Annotated in this window: 16 protein-coding genes and 6 tRNA genes; 15 read left to right on the top strand and 7 right to left on the bottom strand. The window is 59.4% G+C overall.

Annotated features, from left to right (window positions below):
• Window positions 1-726: 726 nt before the first annotated feature.
• On the bottom strand, window positions 727-1,485 hold the full coding sequence (locus VY732_RS21920; protein WP_177412574.1) for a hypothetical protein: 759 nt from the start codon (window positions 1,483-1,485) through the stop codon (window positions 727-729).
• Window positions 1,486-1,869: 384 nt separating this feature from the next.
• Between VY732_RS21920 and VY732_RS21915 the strand changes: the two genes are divergently transcribed.
• From VY732_RS21915 to VY732_RS21890, 6 genes are all read left to right on the top strand, one after another.
• Window positions 1,870-1,945 (top strand) — tRNA-Glu (locus VY732_RS21915).
• A gap of 2 nt (window positions 1,946-1,947) precedes the next feature.
• Window positions 1,948-2,023: transfer RNA gene (locus tag VY732_RS21910), tRNA-Gly, on the top strand.
• A 104-nt stretch (window positions 2,024-2,127) separates the two neighbouring features.
• A tRNA-Glu gene (locus VY732_RS21905) sits at window positions 2,128-2,203 on the top strand.
• A 3-nt stretch (window positions 2,204-2,206) separates the two neighbouring features.
• Window positions 2,207-2,282, top strand: a tRNA-Gly gene (locus VY732_RS21900).
• Between the two features lie 57 nt (window positions 2,283-2,339).
• Window positions 2,340-2,415: transfer RNA gene (locus VY732_RS21895), tRNA-Glu, on the top strand.
• A 2-nt stretch (window positions 2,416-2,417) separates the two neighbouring features.
• A tRNA-Gly gene (locus tag VY732_RS21890) sits at window positions 2,418-2,493 on the top strand.
• A 128-nt stretch (window positions 2,494-2,621) separates the two neighbouring features.
• Here VY732_RS21890 and VY732_RS21885 read toward each other — a convergent pair.
• From VY732_RS21885 to VY732_RS21875, 3 genes are all read right to left on the bottom strand, one after another.
• The gene (locus VY732_RS21885; RefSeq protein WP_137218860.1) at window positions 2,622-3,260 is read right to left on the bottom strand and encodes a LysE family translocator; all 639 of its coding nucleotides are present in this window, start codon (window positions 3,258-3,260) and stop codon (window positions 2,622-2,624) included.
• Window position 3,261: 1 nt separating this feature from the next.
• Complete coding sequence (locus tag VY732_RS21880) at window positions 3,262-4,032, bottom strand: 2OG-Fe(II) oxygenase (RefSeq protein ID WP_007908184.1); 771 nt, start codon at window positions 4,030-4,032, stop codon at window positions 3,262-3,264.
• A gap of 89 nt (window positions 4,033-4,121) precedes the next feature.
• Window positions 4,122-4,748, bottom strand: a complete 627-nt coding sequence (locus VY732_RS21875; RefSeq protein ID WP_123594410.1) for an alanyl-tRNA editing protein — start codon at window positions 4,746-4,748, stop codon at window positions 4,122-4,124.
• 90 nt (window positions 4,749-4,838) lie between these two features.
• Between VY732_RS21875 and VY732_RS21870 the strand changes: the two genes are divergently transcribed.
• Entirely contained in the window at window positions 4,839-5,837 is a 999-nt protein-coding gene (locus VY732_RS21870; protein WP_077574093.1) for a LysR family transcriptional regulator, read from the top strand.
• Between the two features lie 62 nt (window positions 5,838-5,899).
• Here VY732_RS21870 and VY732_RS21865 read toward each other — a convergent pair whose 3' ends face one another.
• Together VY732_RS21865 and VY732_RS21860 are read right to left on the bottom strand one after the other, a co-directional pair.
• On the bottom strand, window positions 5,900-6,307 hold the full coding sequence (locus tag VY732_RS21865; protein ID WP_039760212.1) for a PA2817 family protein: 408 nt from the start codon (window positions 6,305-6,307) through the stop codon (window positions 5,900-5,902).
• A 74-nt stretch (window positions 6,308-6,381) separates the two neighbouring features.
• Window positions 6,382-8,829, bottom strand: a complete 2,448-nt coding sequence (locus tag VY732_RS21860) for an acyl-CoA dehydrogenase (RefSeq protein WP_331691742.1) — start codon at window positions 8,827-8,829, stop codon at window positions 6,382-6,384.
• A 248-nt stretch (window positions 8,830-9,077) separates the two neighbouring features.
• Here VY732_RS21860 and VY732_RS21855 point away from each other — a divergent pair, with 248 nt between their 5' ends.
• The 4 genes from VY732_RS21855 to VY732_RS21840 all read left to right on the top strand — a co-directional run bounded on the left by VY732_RS21855 (window position 9,078) and on the right by VY732_RS21840 (window position 12,236).
• Window positions 9,078-9,737: a transglutaminase-like domain-containing protein gene (locus VY732_RS21855; protein ID WP_077574091.1), complete on the top strand. Its 660-nt coding sequence runs from the start codon at window positions 9,078-9,080 to the stop codon at window positions 9,735-9,737.
• 43 nt (window positions 9,738-9,780) lie between these two features.
• Window positions 9,781-10,404 (top strand): glutathione S-transferase family protein, encoded by a 624-nt coding sequence (locus VY732_RS21850; RefSeq protein WP_077574090.1) that lies wholly within the window; start codon window positions 9,781-9,783, stop codon window positions 10,402-10,404.
• A gap of 123 nt (window positions 10,405-10,527) precedes the next feature.
• Window positions 10,528-11,460 (top strand): ABC transporter ATP-binding protein, encoded by a 933-nt coding sequence (locus tag VY732_RS21845; protein WP_077574089.1) that lies wholly within the window; start codon window positions 10,528-10,530, stop codon window positions 11,458-11,460.
• The gene (locus VY732_RS21840; RefSeq protein ID WP_008087860.1) at window positions 11,457-12,236 is read left to right on the top strand and encodes an ABC transporter permease; all 780 of its coding nucleotides are present in this window, start codon (window positions 11,457-11,459) and stop codon (window positions 12,234-12,236) included. Before VY732_RS21845 ends, VY732_RS21840 begins: the two co-directional genes overlap by 4 nt.
• A gap of 142 nt (window positions 12,237-12,378) precedes the next feature.
• Here the strand turns inward: VY732_RS21840 and VY732_RS21835 are convergent, their stop codons facing one another.
• Complete coding sequence (locus tag VY732_RS21835) at window positions 12,379-12,897, bottom strand: DUF2062 domain-containing protein (RefSeq protein WP_007908202.1); 519 nt, start codon at window positions 12,895-12,897, stop codon at window positions 12,379-12,381.
• A gap of 136 nt (window positions 12,898-13,033) precedes the next feature.
• Here VY732_RS21835 and VY732_RS21830 point away from each other — a divergent pair, with 136 nt between their 5' ends.
• From VY732_RS21830 to lpxK, 4 genes are all read left to right on the top strand, one after another.
• Complete coding sequence (locus VY732_RS21830) at window positions 13,034-15,268, top strand: DNA internalization-related competence protein ComEC/Rec2 (protein WP_331691741.1); 2,235 nt, start codon at window positions 13,034-13,036, stop codon at window positions 15,266-15,268.
• A 101-nt stretch (window positions 15,269-15,369) separates the two neighbouring features.
• Window positions 15,370-16,005: a MotA/TolQ/ExbB proton channel family protein gene (locus VY732_RS21825; protein ID WP_038364506.1), complete on the top strand. Its 636-nt coding sequence runs from the start codon at window positions 15,370-15,372 to the stop codon at window positions 16,003-16,005.
• Window positions 16,002-16,430, top strand: a complete 429-nt coding sequence (locus VY732_RS21820) for an ExbD/TolR family protein (protein WP_007908223.1) — start codon at window positions 16,002-16,004, stop codon at window positions 16,428-16,430. The genes VY732_RS21825 and VY732_RS21820 overlap by 4 nt, the downstream gene beginning before the upstream one ends.
• Window positions 16,430-17,440, top strand: coding sequence for a tetraacyldisaccharide 4'-kinase (gene lpxK / locus VY732_RS21815; RefSeq protein ID WP_331691740.1), 1,011 nt, complete (start codon window positions 16,430-16,432; stop codon window positions 17,438-17,440). Before VY732_RS21820 ends, lpxK begins: the two co-directional genes overlap by 1 nt.
• Window positions 17,441-17,460: the final 20 nt, after the last annotated feature.

Here is a 17,460-nt window from a genome sequence, read left to right as displayed (position 1 = left end):
CTCCTCTCGATGTGTTCGACTTCGTCGAACGGTCGCTGCGCTCCCACCCCCGGATCAATCCCTCCACTCAGCCTGCCGACGGGCCTTAAGATCAAGAGCTGCAGCCGAGCTAACGCTCATCCTGTTGAGTGGTGAGAAGCGGAAGCGGTTGTGAGGTGGGCGTTGCTTTTGCTTTTCAGTGGGAGCGAGCCTGCTCGCGAAGGCGGCCTGACAGCCGACCAATCCTCTATCGGATGTACTCAGCCCCAATGTAGGAGTGAGCCTGCTCGCGAAGGCGGCCTGACAGCCGACCAATCCTCTGTCAGATGTACTCAGCCCCCTTGTGGGAGCGAGCCTGCTCGCGAAAGCGGCCTGACAGCCGACCAATCCTCTATCGGATGTACTCAGTCCCAATGTAGGAGTGAGCCTGCTCGCGATCGCGGTCTGACAGCCAACCCATCTCTGTCAGATGTGCTCAATCCCCTTTGTGGGAGCGAGCCTGCTCGCGAAAGCGGCCTGACAACCGACCAATCCTCTATCGGATGTACTCAGTCCCAATGTAGGAGTGAGCCTGCTCGCGATCGCGGTCTGACAGCCAACCAATCCTCTATCGGATGTACTCAGTCCCAATGTGGGAGCGAGCCTGCTCGCGAAAGCGGCCTCACATTCACCGGTTTTCTATCAGGTTCACTCCCGCGAGCCCACAAAAAAGCCACCTCTCGGTGGCTTCTTTTTCAACATTTGCAATCAGTCGTAAATCACTTTCTTCTTCCAGTCGGCATCGGCCTCGGCATCTTTGAGGCCGGCGGTCAGTTGGTTCTCTTCACCTTCAACCGGTGCAATTTTGTCCATGACCTGGGCGTTGGCGCGGGCCAGTAGTTTTTCCAGGTATTGCAGTTGTTCTGCGTACATCTGCGGATCCTGCTGTTTGCGCAGGTATTGCACGCCGCGTTCGAAGGCGAGGCGGGCCTGGCCTGGCTGGTTTTGTTGCAGGGACTGTTGGCCGAGGTTGTTGAAGAACTCGATGTGCAGCAGCACCAGAATGTGGCGGACTTCGCGGATCCAGTGTTTGGCTTCGTTCGGCGGCAGGAAGCCGTCGTGGGCGGCGCGGGTGATCTGGCCGTGGAGGGCTTCGAGCAGGAAGCGTACGTCTTTGGCTTTGGCTTCGGTCAGGATCGGTGCCGGTGGGTTGTTGACCGGGATCGATTCACCTTGGGCGACGAGGGCGCTCAGTTCGGTGATGCGCGCTTTGGTGGTGGCGCTGGTTTTTTCCAGGTTCAGCAGGCGCTGGCAGACGTTCAGTTCCAGACGGGTCAGCAGCAGCTTGAGGGCCGGGGTCATGAACTGGCCCGGGAAGGTTTCGGTCAGTTCGCCGCAGCGGCGCAGGCGGTCGTTGAGTTCGACCTTGGTGCGGGCCTTCTCCAGTTTGTTGTTTTCCACCACATGGTTCATGTAGCCAATGGCGATCAGAATTGCGATCCCGGCTATGACAAGCAGGGTGATCATGAGTGGTGTCACCGGTAAGACCTCTTTATAGGGTTCGCATGCGAGTGTAGTGGCTGGGCATTTAACCGCCTAGCGCCGCTCGACGAGTTGGATCGGCAGGTTCAATCTGTATCGGCCGCACGCTGCTTATATGAATGCTGGCGCTGCGGGTGCAGATTGCCATCACTGTGCGGTGGACTATAACGTCTTGGCGAGTGGCAGAATATAGGCGTCAATCGTCGGGCGACGGAAAAGCCCGGTTGTCGCCGTAAAGCAGGTCGAAGTCATTGATTTAAATAAATTTATATCAAGGGGTTGACGACCTCTCAATCCATCCATAGAATGCGCGCCACTTGCAGCGTAAAGCACACAGCGAAGCGCGGCAGGGAGTGAATGTTGTAGTGTGTCCCCTTCGTCTAGTGGCCTAGGACACCGCCCTTTCACGGCGGTAACAGGGGTTCGAGTCCCCTAGGGGACGCCAATGCGGGAATAGCTCAGTTGGTAGAGCACGACCTTGCCAAGGTCGGGGTCGCGAGTTCGAGTCTCGTTTCCCGCTCCAATTTTAAACAGTAGTGCTTTCGGGCGGTGCTGAGTGAAACCAGAACCAAGTCTTCGGGCAAGGATCTGGACACCGAAACACACACCATGTGTTCCGGGTAGCGTGTCCCCTTCGTCTAGTGGCCTAGGACACCGCCCTTTCACGGCGGTAACAGGGGTTCGAGTCCCCTAGGGGACGCCATTTGCGGGAATAGCTCAGTTGGTAGAGCACGACCTTGCCAAGGTCGGGGTCGCGAGTTCGAGTCTCGTTTCCCGCTCCAAATTCTAAAGACGCCGCTCAGTGAGCGGCGTTTTTATTAGTGAAAGTTGTAGCCTGTGTCCCCTTCGTCTAGTGGCCTAGGACACCGCCCTTTCACGGCGGTAACAGGGGTTCGAGTCCCCTAGGGGACGCCATTGCGGGAATAGCTCAGTTGGTAGAGCACGACCTTGCCAAGGTCGGGGTCGCGAGTTCGAGTCTCGTTTCCCGCTCCATATTCACAAAAACGCCGCTCAACAGAGCGGCGTTTTTGTATGCGCGTGATTTGTGTTTGTGCCATCAGGTCATGAAGAAAAAGGCCCGTCGAAGCGATTCGATGGGCCTTTTTGCGTTTTCCGTCTGTTTACCAGGACAGCATCAAGCGCCCGGCAAACAGAATCAGCACCACGCCCATGGTGCGTTCGAACCAATGTCCCATGCGCATGAACAGCACTCGAACCCGACTGCTCGAGAAAAACAGCGCGACCACGACAAACCACAGCGCATTCACAAAACACATCCACAGTCCGTAAAAGGCCTGGATTTGCAGTGGCGTGCTGGCGCTGATGATCGTGGTGAAAATAGCCAGGAAAAACAGTGTGGCCTTGGGATTGGTCGCGTTGGTCAGAAACCCGGTGCTGAAGGCTTTGAACAGGGTTTGTTCGACCACCGGCTCCTCGCTGGTTTTCTCACCTTCAATGGCCGATTTGGGTTTGCTGCGCAACAGGCTGACACCCAAATACAGGATGTAAGCACCGCCAATCACTTTGGCCACGGTCAGCAACCATGGGGTGGTATGCATCAATGCGCCCACACCGAGCAGCGTGTACAGCACGTGTACGGAAATCCCCGCGCCAATACCCAGCGCCGTGCAAATCCCCACCAGTCGGCCGAATCGAACGCTTTGGCGAATGGTGACCGCGAAGTCGGGGCCGGGAGCCACCACGGCCAGAAAGTGAATGGTTGCCAGCGCCAGAAACTCGCCCAGATAATTCGAATACATCTCAGCTCCAGTAGGTCAGGGGTGAAGCATTGCCGCGATAGCCGACAAAAAAGGAAAGACTCAAACGCGGATCGGCCACGCCCGGGGTCACCGAGTGCATGCGCCGCGAATTGAACATGATGAAATCGCCGGGTTGCGGTCGGACTTCGAGGGCGGGCGGGCCGAGCAGCGCCGGTTCAATGCCGTAGCTGTCGCCACGCATCTCGTCGAATTGATCCGGGCTGATGTCGTCGTCCCACATCTGCAGCGCGCCGCCCTCGGTCGGCATGTTCAGATAGACGTTGCAAGCGAACTGCGCCTCCAGGCTGCGGGCCTGGAAGCTGTCCGGGGCGTCTTTGGCGAAGATGTCGTGGTGGGCGAGGAAGCACACGCCCGGTTTCACCACTCGCGAAAGGCCGACATACATTTTCCGCCCATAGAGGTTTTCCAGGTGCGCACCGGCCGGCCAGGACTCGTCGAGCATGCAGCGCAAGGTGTCGATCGGTGAAGAGTAGGGCGCGCAACGATTGCGCAGTTCGGCGATGTTGCTGGTGGCGCGTTCGAAGTAGTCCTCGATCAGCAGCGGCTGGTTTTCCGCCTCGTAAAAGGCCATGCCGATGCGGCCGATACTCGGTGCGTTGATGTAACCCTCAAAGCCTGGGGCGAGAATCTTGTCGCCAATCTGAATGGCCAGCGGCTCCGGCAAAAAGCCTTTGACGCGGATGGCGAGGACTTCTTCGTTGGCCAGTTTTTTTATGCACGTCTCATCGAGACGCTCGACGTCTAGCATCATTTTTTTTAGGTCCATCTATCGATAGTCTACGGAAGCTGCGAGTGCAGTTCCCCGGCGTCGGACGCTGCGTGAGGCAACGTCCGGAATGCTCAATCCACGCTGTAGTGGACGGACAACGTGCCTTTCTTCTGCGAAAGGGACGCGATCGTGACTGTGCCCAGATCCTTCAGGCTACGTACATGGGTGCCGCCGCAGCCATAAGCCGGGAGTTCACCGAAACCGATCTCCCGCGCACCTTCGCGCAGCGAGGTCAGGCGGGGTAGATCGTGCTCGATCCACTGGCCGATGCCGCACTGAACGGTCTCGGCGTCGACTTCCTGCGCGGCATCACCGGGTTTGAATTGCACGCGACCTTCATCCGGCCAGTGGTGGGCCTTGATCGGCATCCAGCCCATGGCCTGAACGAAATGCCCGATCAAGTGGCCGGCTGAATGCATGCGCGTATTGAACCGGCGACGCTCTTCGTCAACGCGAATACAGGTCATGCCGAGCTTTACCGGTCGGTCGACAAAATGAATGATCCGCTCCGGCTCCTGCACTACACGCAGTACCTGGCTTTCGCCGATCCAGCCGGTATCACATGGCTGACCGCCGCCTTGCGGATGAAACAGTGTGGCGCGCAATACCACGGCGAATTCGTGCTCTTGGGGCGTGCAGTCGAGGACTTCCACATTGGCCTTGAGGTCATCACTATGGAAAAAGAGGCGAAGCGTCATATTCCATGCCCTTATTAAAGTTTCTGTTTTTATTATATGAATCGTGCAATAACGTGATAATCCGTTCAAACATCAAAGGACTTGTGCGCTGTGAGCATCAATCTGCCGCTACCGCTGCTCGGTGAAATGGCGATTTTCGTCAAGGTTGTGGAGACCGGCAGCTTCTCTGAAGCCGCTCGGCAACTGGGCTCATCGCCGTCAGCTGTGAGCCGTAGTATTTCGCGGCTGGAAAAAGCCTTGGCCACGCGGTTGTTGCAGCGCACCACGCGCAAGCTGCGCTTGAGTGACGGCGGCGAAGAGGTCTTCAAGCGTTGTCAGGAAATGGTCAGCGCGGCGAAATCGGTGATGGAAATCAGCGGCCAGTTCACCCATGAAGCGGAAGGACTGGTGCGGGTCAGCGTACCGAAAGCCGTAGGGCGCTTCGTGATTCATCCGCACATGCCCGAGTTTCTGCGACGCTATCCCAAGGTCGATGTCGAGTTGCTGCTGGAAGATCGCCAGGTCGATTTGATCGACGACCATGTCGATCTGGCGATTCGCATCACCGATCGACCACCGGCCGGGCTGGTCGGGCGGCAATTACTGACCATCGACCACTTGCTCTGTGCCACGCCGCAATACCTGGCTGAGCACGGCACACCGACCCACCCCCATGATTTGCTCAATCACAGTTGTATCTATCTGGGTGAAACCCCCAGTGATGCACGCTGGAAATTCAAGAAAGGCAGCAAGGCAGTCACGGTGGGTGTGCGTGGTCGCTATGCCGCCAATCACACGGGCGTGCGCTTGGGCGCGGTGTTGCAGCACATCGGCATTGGCAGCCTGCCGTATTTCACTGCCCGTTATGCACTTGAGCAGAAGTTGATTGTGCAGGTGCTGCCGGACTGGACCTTCCTGGCGTCCTACCATGGCGGACTGTGGTTGCTGCATTCGCCGACGCGCTATCTGCCTCCCAAGTTGCGGGTGTTTATCGACTATCTGGTGGAGTGTCTGCAGAAAGAGCCGACCTTGAGCAAGCCGGGCAAGTCAGGTGGTGCGAGTAACGCAGCCATGGCGTATGAATTACCGGAAAGCGAAGGGCTGCTCTAACGCCAATGCAAAAAAATGCCCGCATGGACAACCATGCGGGCGTTTTCATAACGGCGCGAAAATCAGTGCTTGCTGTCCTGAGCGGACATCGCGAGCAGCTGTTTTTCCTGATTCCAGTCGAACGGCTCGTCGTTCTGTTCAGCTTCGTAACGGCGTTCTTCCAGCGCCTGATACAGGTCGATCTCTTCATCGGACAGGTAGTGCAGGCAGTCACCGGCGAAGAACCACAGCAGATCGCGCGGGATCAGGTGGGCGATTTGCGGGTAACGGCTAATCACTTGAGTCAGGATGTCCTGGCCCAGGTACTGGCTTTCGATCGGGTCGATCGGCAGCGATGCCAGCAGTTCGTCGAAGCGCTCCAGGAACAGGGCATGGCTTTCTTCGGGAACCTGTTCGGCCTCACCTACGGCGACCAGGATACTGCGCAGGTGGTCGAGCAAAACAAGATGATCGGCAACGACGTTGGACACGAGATAAGTCCTCAAGAGCAAAACGGGCGCGGGAGTATAAAGCTCCTGCGCCCTCTTGGACATGGTTGTCAGGATCAGCGGACTTTGCCCTCTGCCAGCGTCAACTCCTCTTTGTCGAAATCATCGACATCGATCACCTTGCGTCGCGCCGCTTCGGCATCGCGCAGACTCTGTGCTTCCACCGGTTGCAATACTCCAGCTTCAAGCGCGGCATCGATGGCGTGTTCGCCTGCGGCCGGTTTGACCTGACCGCTTTTCAGCGACGTGTGCAGTTTTTTGTGCAACGGCTGCGCGGCGTTCAGCAAATCGCTGGCATGTTGCAATGCCCCGACCGCATCGTCTGCAGACTGCGGGCGATAGCAACCGGCAAGCAGCTCTTCCAGTGCCGGATCGCCTTTGGCACGACCGATTACGCCAGCCACTTCGGCACCGAGTTTGTCCGACGGGCCTTTGTGACGACGACCAAACGGGAAGACGATGGCGCGCAACAGACAGCCAAACACTTTGTTCGGGAAGTTGCGCAGCAATTCATCCAGCGCCCGTTCCGATTGGCCGAGGCTTTCTTCCATCGCCCAACGGAACAGCGGTTCCATGTACGCCGGCGAATCCAGATCGTGATAGCGCTTGAGCGCGGCTGAGGCCAGATACAGGTTGCTCAACACGTCACCCAAACGTGCCGACAGACGTTCGCGACGCTTCAGTTCGCCACCCAGCAACATCATGCTGAAGTCGGCGAGCATGGCGAACGCTGCCGCCTGACGGTTGAGTGCGCGGAAGTAACCCTGACTGATCTTGTCGCCCGGCGCATGTTCGAAGTGACCGAAGCCGAGGTTCAGTACCAGCGTGCTGGCGGCATTGCTCACGGCGAAACCAATGTGTTTGAGCAGCAGGCCATCGAAATCTTTCAGCGCCTGATCCTTGTCTTCGCGACCGGCCAGTGCCATTTCCTTCAGTACAAACGGATGGCAGCGAATCGCGCCCTGACCGAAGATCATCAAGTTGCGCGAGAGGATATTCGCGCCTTCCACGGTGATGAAGATCGGCGCACCGTTCCAGCTGCGCCCCAGGTAGTTGTTCGGCCCCATGATGATCGCCTTGCCGCCGTGCACGTCCATGGCGTGGCTGATGCACTCGCGGCCGCGTTCGGTGAGGTGATACTTGAGGATCGCCGAGAGCACCGACGGTTTCTCGCCCAGATCCACCGCGTTAGCTGTGAGCATGCGCGCCGCGTCCATCATCCACGCGTTGCCGCCGATGCGCGCCATGGCTTCCTGAATACCTTCGAAGGCCGACAGCGGCACATTGAACTGCTCGCGAATCTGCGCGTATTGCCCGGTGACCAGACTGGTGAACTTGGCTGCGCCAGTGCCGACTGCCGGCAACGAAATCGAACGGCCGACCGACAGGCAGTTCATCAGCATCATCCAGCCCTTGCCGAGCATCTCCTGACCGCCGATGAGATAGTCCAGCGGGATAAACACGTCCTTGCCGGAGTTCGGACCGTTCATGAACGCTGCGCCCAATGGCAGGTGACGACGACCGATTTCCACACCGGCGGTGTCGGTCGGAATCAGCGCGAGACTGATACCCAAGTCTTCCTTGTCGCCCAGCAGATGTTCCGGGTCGTAAGCCTTGAAAGCCAGACCGAGCAGGGTAGCGACCGGGCCGAGGGTGATGTAGCGTTTTTCCCAGTTCAGGCGCAGGCCGACGACTTCCTGACCTTCCCACTGACCTTTGCAGATGATCCCGGTGTCGGGCATCGCACCGGCATCGGAACCCGCAAGCGGTCCGGTGAGGGCGAAGCACGGGATGTCATCGCCACGGGCCAGACGTGGCAGGTAGTGATTGCGTTGTTCGTCGGTGCCGTAGTGCAGCAGCAGTTCGGCCGGGCCGAGGGAGTTCGGCACCATCACGGTGGAGGCGAGGTCACCGCTACGGGTAGCGAGTTTCATCGCCACCTGCGAGTGGGCGTAAGCCGAGAAGCCTTTGCCGCCGAACTCTTTCGGGATGATCAGGGCGAAGAAACCGTGTTCCTTGATATGTGCCCAGGCTTCGGCCGGCAGGTCCATCGACTGGCCGATCTGCCAGTCAGTGACCATCGCGCAAAGTTCTTCGGTCGGGCCGTCGATGAACGCCTGTTCTTCTTCGCTCAATTGCGCCTTGGGATAGGCCAGCAGTTTGTCCCAGTCCGGACGGCCGCTGAACAGCTCGCCATCCCACCAGACGGTACCGGCGTCGATCGCGTCGCGTTCGGTCTGCGACATCGGCGGCAGGGTTTTCTGGAACCAGTTGAACAGCGGCGCCGTGAAATGCTTGCGGCGCAGGTCAGGCAGCAGCAACGGTGCGGCGACCACCGCCAGCACGACCCAGAACACCAGCAGCAGCCAGCCCGGTGCATGACTGAAAATACCCATCGCCAGCAGGTAGACGGCAACAATGCCCAAGGCCGGCAGAGGGGAAATACGTCGGTGGGCGAGATACGCCACACCAACGATCAAAACCAGTATCCACAACAACAGCATATTCAGTCCTCCGTGAACCAAGGCAAATCGACCCTCCAGAGCTTAGACGGCATCTGTAAAACCGGGTGGTCAGACCAAGGTGATTGAAATCGTGGGAAACCCCGGATGGTTTTCGTAGGTTCGGTGGGCAACGCGCGTGGGAAATCGTTCGCTGATTCCGCGTCTTTGCGTCCAAGTTTGGCCGAAACGTCGTTATCTCTGTGCTGAAGCTGTCGCTAGACTCGGGGCTCACCCAGGAGATTGTCGTCATGCACGAATATCTGAGCCCCGGCCGCTTCATCGATAGTGACCACCCGGCAGTGGTGGAGTTCGCCGAACAACACCGGGGTGCCAGCCGCGATCCGCTCGAGCAGGCGATCAGTCTTTATTACGCCGTGCGTGAGGCGGTGCGCTACAACCCGTACACCTTCAGTCGTGATCCGCAGACCCTGTGCGGCAGTTATGCGCTGGCGACGGGGGAGAGTTATTGCGTGCCCAAAGCCACACTGCTAGCCGGTTGTGCACGGCATTGCGCGATCCCGGCGCGCATTGGTCTGGCCGATGTGCGCAATCACCTGTCGACCCCGCGCCTGCTTGAACTGCTGAAGAGCGACATGTTCGCCATGCACGGTTACACCGAGCTGTTCCTCAATGGACGCTGGGTCAAAGCCACGCCGGCGTTCAACCAGAAGCTCTGCGAGTTGTTCAACGTCGCGCCGCTGGAATTCGACGGCATCAACGACAGCGTTTTTCATCCGTTCAACCGTGACGGGGCGCAGTTGATGGAGTATCTGGTCGATCACGGTCAATTCGCCGATGTCCCGGAAACATTCTTTTTCGAACATCTGCAAAAGTGCTATCCGCATCTGTTCACTGATCTGCAGCCGCAACTGCTGGGCGATATGCAGAGTGATTTGAGCCGTCCCTGATCCGGCGTATGCTGCCTGCCCACTCATTTGAAAAGAGGCGGTCATGCTGAAGATCTGGGGACGGAAAAACTCATCGAATGTCAGGAAGCCGTTGTGGGCTGCCGAGGAACTCGGTCTGGCTTACGAGGCGATTGATGCCGGTGGCGCATTCGGCGTGGTCGACACGCCCGAGTACCGGGCGATGAACCCGAACGGCCGGGTGCCGGTGATCGAAGACGACGGTTTCGTGTTGTGGGAATCCAACGCCATCGTCCGCTATCTGCTGGCCAGACATGCGCCCGACAGCCACTGGTATTCGGCGAATCCGCAAACCCGCGCCGTCGCTGACAAGTGGATGGACTGGACCACCTCGAGTTTTGCCGGTCCCTTCCGCACGGTGTTCTGGGGCGTGTTGCGCACGCCAGCGGACAAGCAGGACTGGACGGCAATCAATGCAGCGATCAAGGAATGCAATGAGTTGCTGAGCATGGCCGACAGTGCCTTGGCCAGTCAGCCTTACCTTTCCGGAAAAGACATCGGCATGGGTGATATCCCGCTCGGCAGTTTCATTTATGCCTGGTTCGAGATGCCCATCGAACGCGCGCCGCAAGCGCATCTGCAAGCCTGGTACGAGCGCCTGAAGCAGCGTCCGGCCTACCAGAAAGCCGTCATGACCGCGTTGACTTAATACCTACTATCGACACACTTGACTGTACTTGTACGGCGGCGGCAAGCACCATTGCGCACTTGCGCTGCGGTTCGATCCTTCGCCGCCGTCTCCTTTTTCCCTTCAATGGTGCGTAAATCAGATATGAGTTCCGCTCTGTCCATCCGGCAGCTAACCAAAACCTACGGCAACGGGTTCCAGGCCTTGAGTGGTATCGATCTGGACGTCGCCGAAGGTGACTTTTTCGCCTTGCTCGGCCCCAACGGTGCCGGCAAATCCACGACCATCGGCATTCTATCGACCCTGGTCAACAAGACCAGCGGCACGGTGAATATCTTCGGCCATGACCTGGACAAGAATCCTGCGCAGCTCAAGCGCTCGATCGGCGTGGTGCCCCAGGAATTCAACTTCAACCAGTTTGAAAAGACCTTCGACATCGTCGTGACCCAGGCCGGTTACTACGGCATTCCAGCGAAAATCGCCAAGGAACGCGCCGAGCAATATCTGACCCAGTTGGGCCTGTGGGACAAGCGCGACGTGCCGTCACGTTCGTTGTCCGGCGGCATGAAGCGGCGCTTGATGATCGCTCGTGCGCTGGTGCATGAACCACGTCTGCTGATCCTCGATGAGCCGACCGCAGGCGTCGATATCGAGCTGCGCCGTTCGATGTGGACGTTCCTCACCGAACTGAACCAGAAAGGCATCACCATCATCCTCACCACGCACTATCTGGAAGAGGCTGAGCAGTTGTGCCGCAACATCGGCATCATCGACCACGGCACAATCGTCGAGAACACCAGCATGAAACAATTGCTGGGCCAGTTGCACGTGGAAACTTTCCTGCTCGACCTGAAAAACGACTTGCACACCGCGCCGCAATTGCTCGGCTATCCAGCCCGGTTGATCGACGCTCACACCCTGGAAGTCCAGGTCGACAAGTCCATGGGCATCACGGCGTTGTTCACCCAGTTGGCGCAGCAGAACATCGAAGTGCTGAGCCTGCGTAACAAAACCAATCGCCTCGAGGAGCTGTTCGTGTCCCTGGTGGAGAAAAATCTGTCGAAGGTGGCGGTATGAGTTCCGAATTCCGTCCCAACCTCGTCGCACTGCAGACCATCGTTTACCGCGAGGTCAAACGCTTCACGCGGATCTGGCCGCAAACGCTGCTGCCGCCGGCGATCACCATGGTTCTGTACTTCGTGATCTTCGGCAATCTGATCGGTCGGCAGATCGGTGACATGGGTGGCTTCACCTACATGGAATACATCGTGCCGGGGCTGATCATGATGTCGGTGATCACCAACTCCTACGGCAACGTGGTCTCGAGTTTCTTCGGCAGCAAGTTCCAGCGCTCCATCGAAGAGCTGATGGTGTCGCCGGTGTCGCCGCACACGATTCTGATCGGCTTCACCATTGGCGGCGTGCTGCGTGGCCTGATGGTCGGCGTGATCGTGACGATTCTGTCGCTGTTCTTCACCCATTTGCAGGTGCATCACCTCGGTGTGACCATTCTGGTGGTGGTGCTGACGGCGACGATCTTCTCGCTGCTGGGCTTCATCAACGCGGTGTTTGCGCGCAACTTCGATGATATTTCGATTATCCCGACCTTTGTGCTGACGCCGCTGACTTACCTGGGTGGGGTGTTTTACTCGATCACCTTGCTGCCGCCGTTCTGGCAGACCGTGTCGCTGGCCAACCCGGTGCTGCACATGGTCAACGCCTTCCGTTACGGCATTCTCGGTGTGTCGGATATCAAGATCGGTATCGCGATCACTTTTATGCTGGTGGCGACGGTGGTGTTGTATCTCGGTTGTGCACGGTTGCTGGTGAGTGGGCGCGGGATGCGTACCTGACTCCAGACCGAGCCGTGGCCATCGCGAGCAGGCTCACTCCTACAGGGGAACGCATTCCAATGTAGGAGTGAGCCTGCTCGCGATGGGGCAATACAGACGCCACAAATCAAAACGGCCTCCCACTGCGGAGGCCGTTTTGCATTCAGCGCATGCGACTTTTCTTGCGCCGCGCCCATTGCCGCGCGACCCACCAGCGCCAGTACATCATCACCAGGCAATAGGCGAGGGCGCCGAGCACCAACCCCACCACCACCGAGCCGAGCAAGAACGGCTGCCACAACGTCGACAACTCGCCGCTGATCCACTCCCAGGTCAACTCGTCCGGAAGATGCCGGGCAGGCACGTCCATCAAAAACGCCCCGGCCTGATACGTGCAGAAGAATACCGCCGGCATGGTGATCGGATTGGTCAGCCACACCAGGCTGACGGCAATCGGCATGTTCCCCCGCACCATGACGGCGAGTGCGGCGGCCACCAGCATCTGCGCCGGAATCGGCAGGAACGCAGCAAACAGGCCGACCGCCATCGCCCGGGCGACCGAGTGGCGATTGAGGTGCCAGAGGTTCGGGTCATGCAGCAACTTGCCGAGAAAGCGTAAGGATTTGTGTTCCCTGATGCTCGTCGGATCGGGCATGTAACGTTTGAATAAGCGCCGGGGCATAAGGCTTCTCGGTCGGTTAAGGCGGCAAGTATGTCTGGATTCTACGAAGCGCCCATTCAGACTTTGTGACAATTGTTGACGACGCCTGTGCCCGACACCCGCTATGCCTAAGTGCGGGACTCTCAAGGACGGGCTTATGCGCACAGGGATGATGGCGCTTGCAGTCGGTCTGCTCGCCGCGGTTTTTATGCCGGCATTACCGCCGGTCTGGTTGCTGCTGTTGCTGCCGGTGGCGGCTTTGATGCTGCTGCCGTTTCGCAGCTATCCGTTGGCGTTTTTGCTGTTTGGCTTCTCGTGGGCCAGCGTCGGTGCGCAATGGGCGTTGAATGATCGTTTGCCGACTGAACTGGATGGCGAAACCCGCTGGCTCGAAGGGCAGGTCGTCGGCTTGCCGCAGAGCGCCGAGGGTGTGGTGCGTTTCGAGCTGGCGGATGCGCGCTCGCGTCATGAAAAGCTGCCATCGCTGATGCGCCTCGCCTGGTACGCCGGGCCGCCGGTCAACAGTGGCGAGCGCTGGCGCTTGGCGGTCAAGCTCAAGCGTCCCGGTGGTTTGCTCAACCCGGACGCTTTCGATTACGAGGCTTGGCTGCTGGCGCAACGCATCGGTGCGACGGGCACGATCAAGGATGGTCAACGTCTGAGCGATGCGCGTTGGGCCTGGCGCGACAGCATTCGTCAGCGCTTGCTTGCAGTGGATGCGCACGGTCGGGCCGGTGCTCTGGCCGCGTTGGTGTTGGGCGATGGATCCGGGCTCAGTCGTGAGGATTGGCAGATTCTGCAGGACACCGGCACCGTGCACTTGTTGGTGATTTCCGGCCAGCACATCGGCTTGCTGGCGGCTGTTATGTATTGGCTGGTCGCAGGGTTGGCGCGATTTGGCCTGTGGCCATTGCGTTGGCCGTGGCTGCCATGGGCCTGTGGGCTGGCGTTCGCGGCAGCGTTTGGTTATGGCCTGCTTGCCGGGTTCGATGTGCCGGTGCAGCGGGCCTGCGTGATGGTCGGGCTGGTGCTGTTGTGGCGGCTGCGCTTTCGCCATCTGGGGGCATGGTGGCCGTTGCTGCTGGCGTTCAATGGTGTGCTGTTGCTGGATCCGCTTGCCAGTTTGCGTCCAGGTTTTTGGCTCTCGTTTGCGGCGGTGGCCGTGCTGATCTTTACTTTTGGCGGTCGTTTGGGCGCGTGGCGCTGGTGGCAGACCTGGACGCGGGCGCAATGGTTGATCGCGATCGGCTTGTGCCCGGTGTTGCTGGCGCTGAACCTGCCGATCAGCCTCAGCGGGCCGCTGGCCAATCTGCTCGCAGTGCCCTGGGTCAGTCTTGTGGTGTTACCGCCGGCGCTACTGGGGACGGTGTTGTTGCCTGTTCCTTATGTCGGCGCCGGCCTGCTGTGGCTGGCCGGCGGTTTGATCGACGGACTGTTTCGCGCGCTGGCAATGATTGCCGGGCATTGGCCGGCGTGGATCGCACCCTCGCTACCCGCTTGGGTCTGGGCCATTGGCAGCCTCGGCGCCGTGTTGTTGCTGTTGCCGCGCGGCGTGCCGATGCGTGCACTGGGCTGGCCACTGTTGTTGCTGCTGGCCATGCCACCCCGCGAGCGATTGGCCGAAGGCCTGGCCGATATCTGGCAGCTCGATGTTGGCCAAGGCCTGGCAATCCTGATCCGTACCCGCCATCACTCGCTGTTGTATGACGCGGGGCCACGCTTTGGCGATTTCGATCTCGGCGAACGGGTGGTGTTGCCCGCGTTGCGCAAACTCAGCGTGGGAGACCTCGATCTGATGCTGCTCAGCCATGCGGACGCCGATCACGCGGGTGGTGCGCTGGCGATCATGCGCGGTTTGACCATTGCGCAAGTGATCAGCGGCGATCCGGCGCCACTGCCCGCGCAATTGGGCGCCGAAGCCTGCGAAAGCGGCCGGCAATGGCAGTGGGACGGCGTGCGTTTTCAACTCTGGCAGTGGGCGGACGCCGGCGACAGCAATCAGCGTTCGTGCGTATTGCAGATCGAGGCCAATGGCGAGCGCCTGTTGCTGACTGGCGATATCGACACCCACGCCGAACGCTCGCTGCTCGACAGTCCGCTGGCCGTGCCGACGCAATGGCTGCAAGCGCCTCACCATGGCAGTCGCAGTTCGTCGTCGATGGCGCTGCTCAACGTCTTGAAGCCTGAGTCCGTGCTGATTTCGCGAGGTCATGGCAATTCATTTGGTCATCCCCACCCGACCGTGCTGGCGCGTTATCGCAAACAAGGCCTGCACATTTACGACAGCGCCGAACACGGCGCCATTCATCTGCAATTGGGCCGCTTCAAGCCGCCGTGGACGATGCGTCAACAGCGGCGTTTCTGGCGCGATACGCCTGCGCTCGCCCGTTGATCGGTGCCAGCATGGATGCCACCTCACGGTCGTCGGGGCGGCGGGTCTTAATCGCGGATCGGTATGGTAAAGTGGCGCACTTTTTCGAGGGGACTGTCACTGTGTGGGAATTGGTCAAATCCGGCGGCTGGATGATGTTGCCGATCATTCTGAGCTCCATCGCGGCCATGGCGATCGTCGCCGAACGCCTGTGGACCCTGCGCGCCAGTCGCGTCACCCCCGAGCATCTGCTGGGCCAGGTCTGGGTCTGGATCAAGGACAAGCAGCTCAATAAAGAAAAACTAAAGGAATTGCGCGCCAATTCGCCGCTGGGAGAAATCCTCGCCGCCGGTCTGGCCAACTCCAAGCATGGTCGCGAGATCATGAAAGAGTGCATTGAAGAGGCCGCCGCCCGGGTCATTCACGAACTCGAGCGCTACGTTAACGCGCTGGGCACCATTGCCGCCATGTCGCCGTTGCTCGGTCTGCTGGGCACCGTGTTAGGCATGATCGACATTTTCAGTGCCTTCACTGGCTCAGGCATGACCACCAACGCCTCGGTATTGGCCGGTGGTATTTCCAAAGCGCTGATCACCACCGCTGCGGGCCTGATGGTCGGTATCCCGGCGGTGTTCTTTCACCGGTTCCTGCAACGCCGCATCGATGAACTGGTGGTCGGTATGGAACAGGAAGCGATCAAACTGGTTGAAGTGGTGCAGGGCGACCGTGACGTCGATCTGGCCGAGGGCCGGGTGTGAAATTCCGTCGCAAGCCTCGGGAAACCATCGATATCAACCTCGCGTCGCTGATCGACGTGGTGTTCATTCTGCTGCTGTTTTTCGTCGTGACCACCACGTTTACCCGTGAAACCCAATTGCGTGTCGATCTGCCGGAAGCGGTCAGCGGCTCGCCGGCCGAAGATCAGCAGCTCAAGCAGATCGACGTGGCGATCAGCGCTGAAGGCGTGTTCTCGGTGAACAACAAGATTCTGCCGAAGAACGATCTGGCGACATTGATGGAAGCGATGCAGAAAGAATCCAACGGTGACACCAACATGCCGTTGTCGATCAGTGCCGACGGCAAGACTCAGCATCAATCCGTGATCACCGCCATGGACGCGGCCGGCAAGCTCGGTTTCAGCCATCTGCGCATGACCACGGTCGAGGCGGCGCCGAAATCCTGATGAGCCTGTCCGATCGTTTGCTCGCCGCTTGGTATCAGGGGCATCCGGCCCTGACGCTGCTGCGGCCGCTGGAGTTGTTGTACCGCCGCGTGGTGATCAACAAACGCCAACGTTTTCTCGACGGTGAAGGCGAAATCTATCAGTCGCCCGTGCCGTTGATCGTGGTCGGCAATATCACCGTTGGCGGTACCGGCAAGACACCGATGATCCTCTGGCTGATCGAACATTGCCGGCGCAGCGGTTTGCGCGTCGGCGTGGTCAGCCGTGGTTACGGTGCCAAACCACCGCAGTTGCCGTGGCGCGTTGAGGCCGAGCAAAGCGCTGACATTGCTGGTGATGAACCGTTGCTGATCGTCCAGCGCACAGGTGTGCCGCTGATGATCGACCCCGATCGCAGCGCCGCCGTCAAAGCCTTGCTCGCCAGCGAACCGCTGGATCTGATCCTCTCCGACGACGGCATGCAGCATTATCGTCTGGCGCGGGATCTGGAACTGGTGCTGATCGATGCCGCCCGTGGGCTGGGCAATAAACGTTGCTTGCCTGCCGGGCCGTTGCGCGAACCGATTGAGCGCCTGCAAAGCGTCGACGGCGTCTTGTTCAACGGTGCCACGACTGATCGCGAAGACGGTTTTGCTTTCCATCTGCAACCCACCGCGCTGGTCAATCTGCGCAGTGGCGAGCGCAAGCCGCTCGAGCATTTTTCTGCCGGTCAGGCCGTGCACGCCGTCGCCGGGATCGGCAATCCGCAACGTTTCTTCAATACCCTCGAAGCGCTAGACTGGCGAGCGGTCCCGCACGCGTTTGCCGACCACGCCGAATACAGCGTGCAGGCCTTGAATTTCACACCGTCATTGCCATTGGTGATGACCGAAAAGGACGCGGTGAAGTGCCGTGCCTTCGCTGCAGCCGACTGGTGGTATCTGGCGGTCGATGCCGTGCCGTCGCCGGCCTTCGTGGCCTGGTTCGACACACAGCTGATGCGCCTGTTGCCTGATCGGCTATTGCCTTAACTCTTTACTCAGGGAATGTT

Origin of the sequence: Pseudomonas sp. ZY71 (assembly GCF_036542145.1) — a bacterium.
Classification (GTDB): domain Bacteria; phylum Pseudomonadota; class Gammaproteobacteria; order Pseudomonadales; family Pseudomonadaceae; genus Aquipseudomonas; species Aquipseudomonas koreensis_A.
The sequence above is the reverse complement of the archived record's forward strand: the minus strand, read 5'-3'. Positions and strand labels throughout refer to the sequence as shown.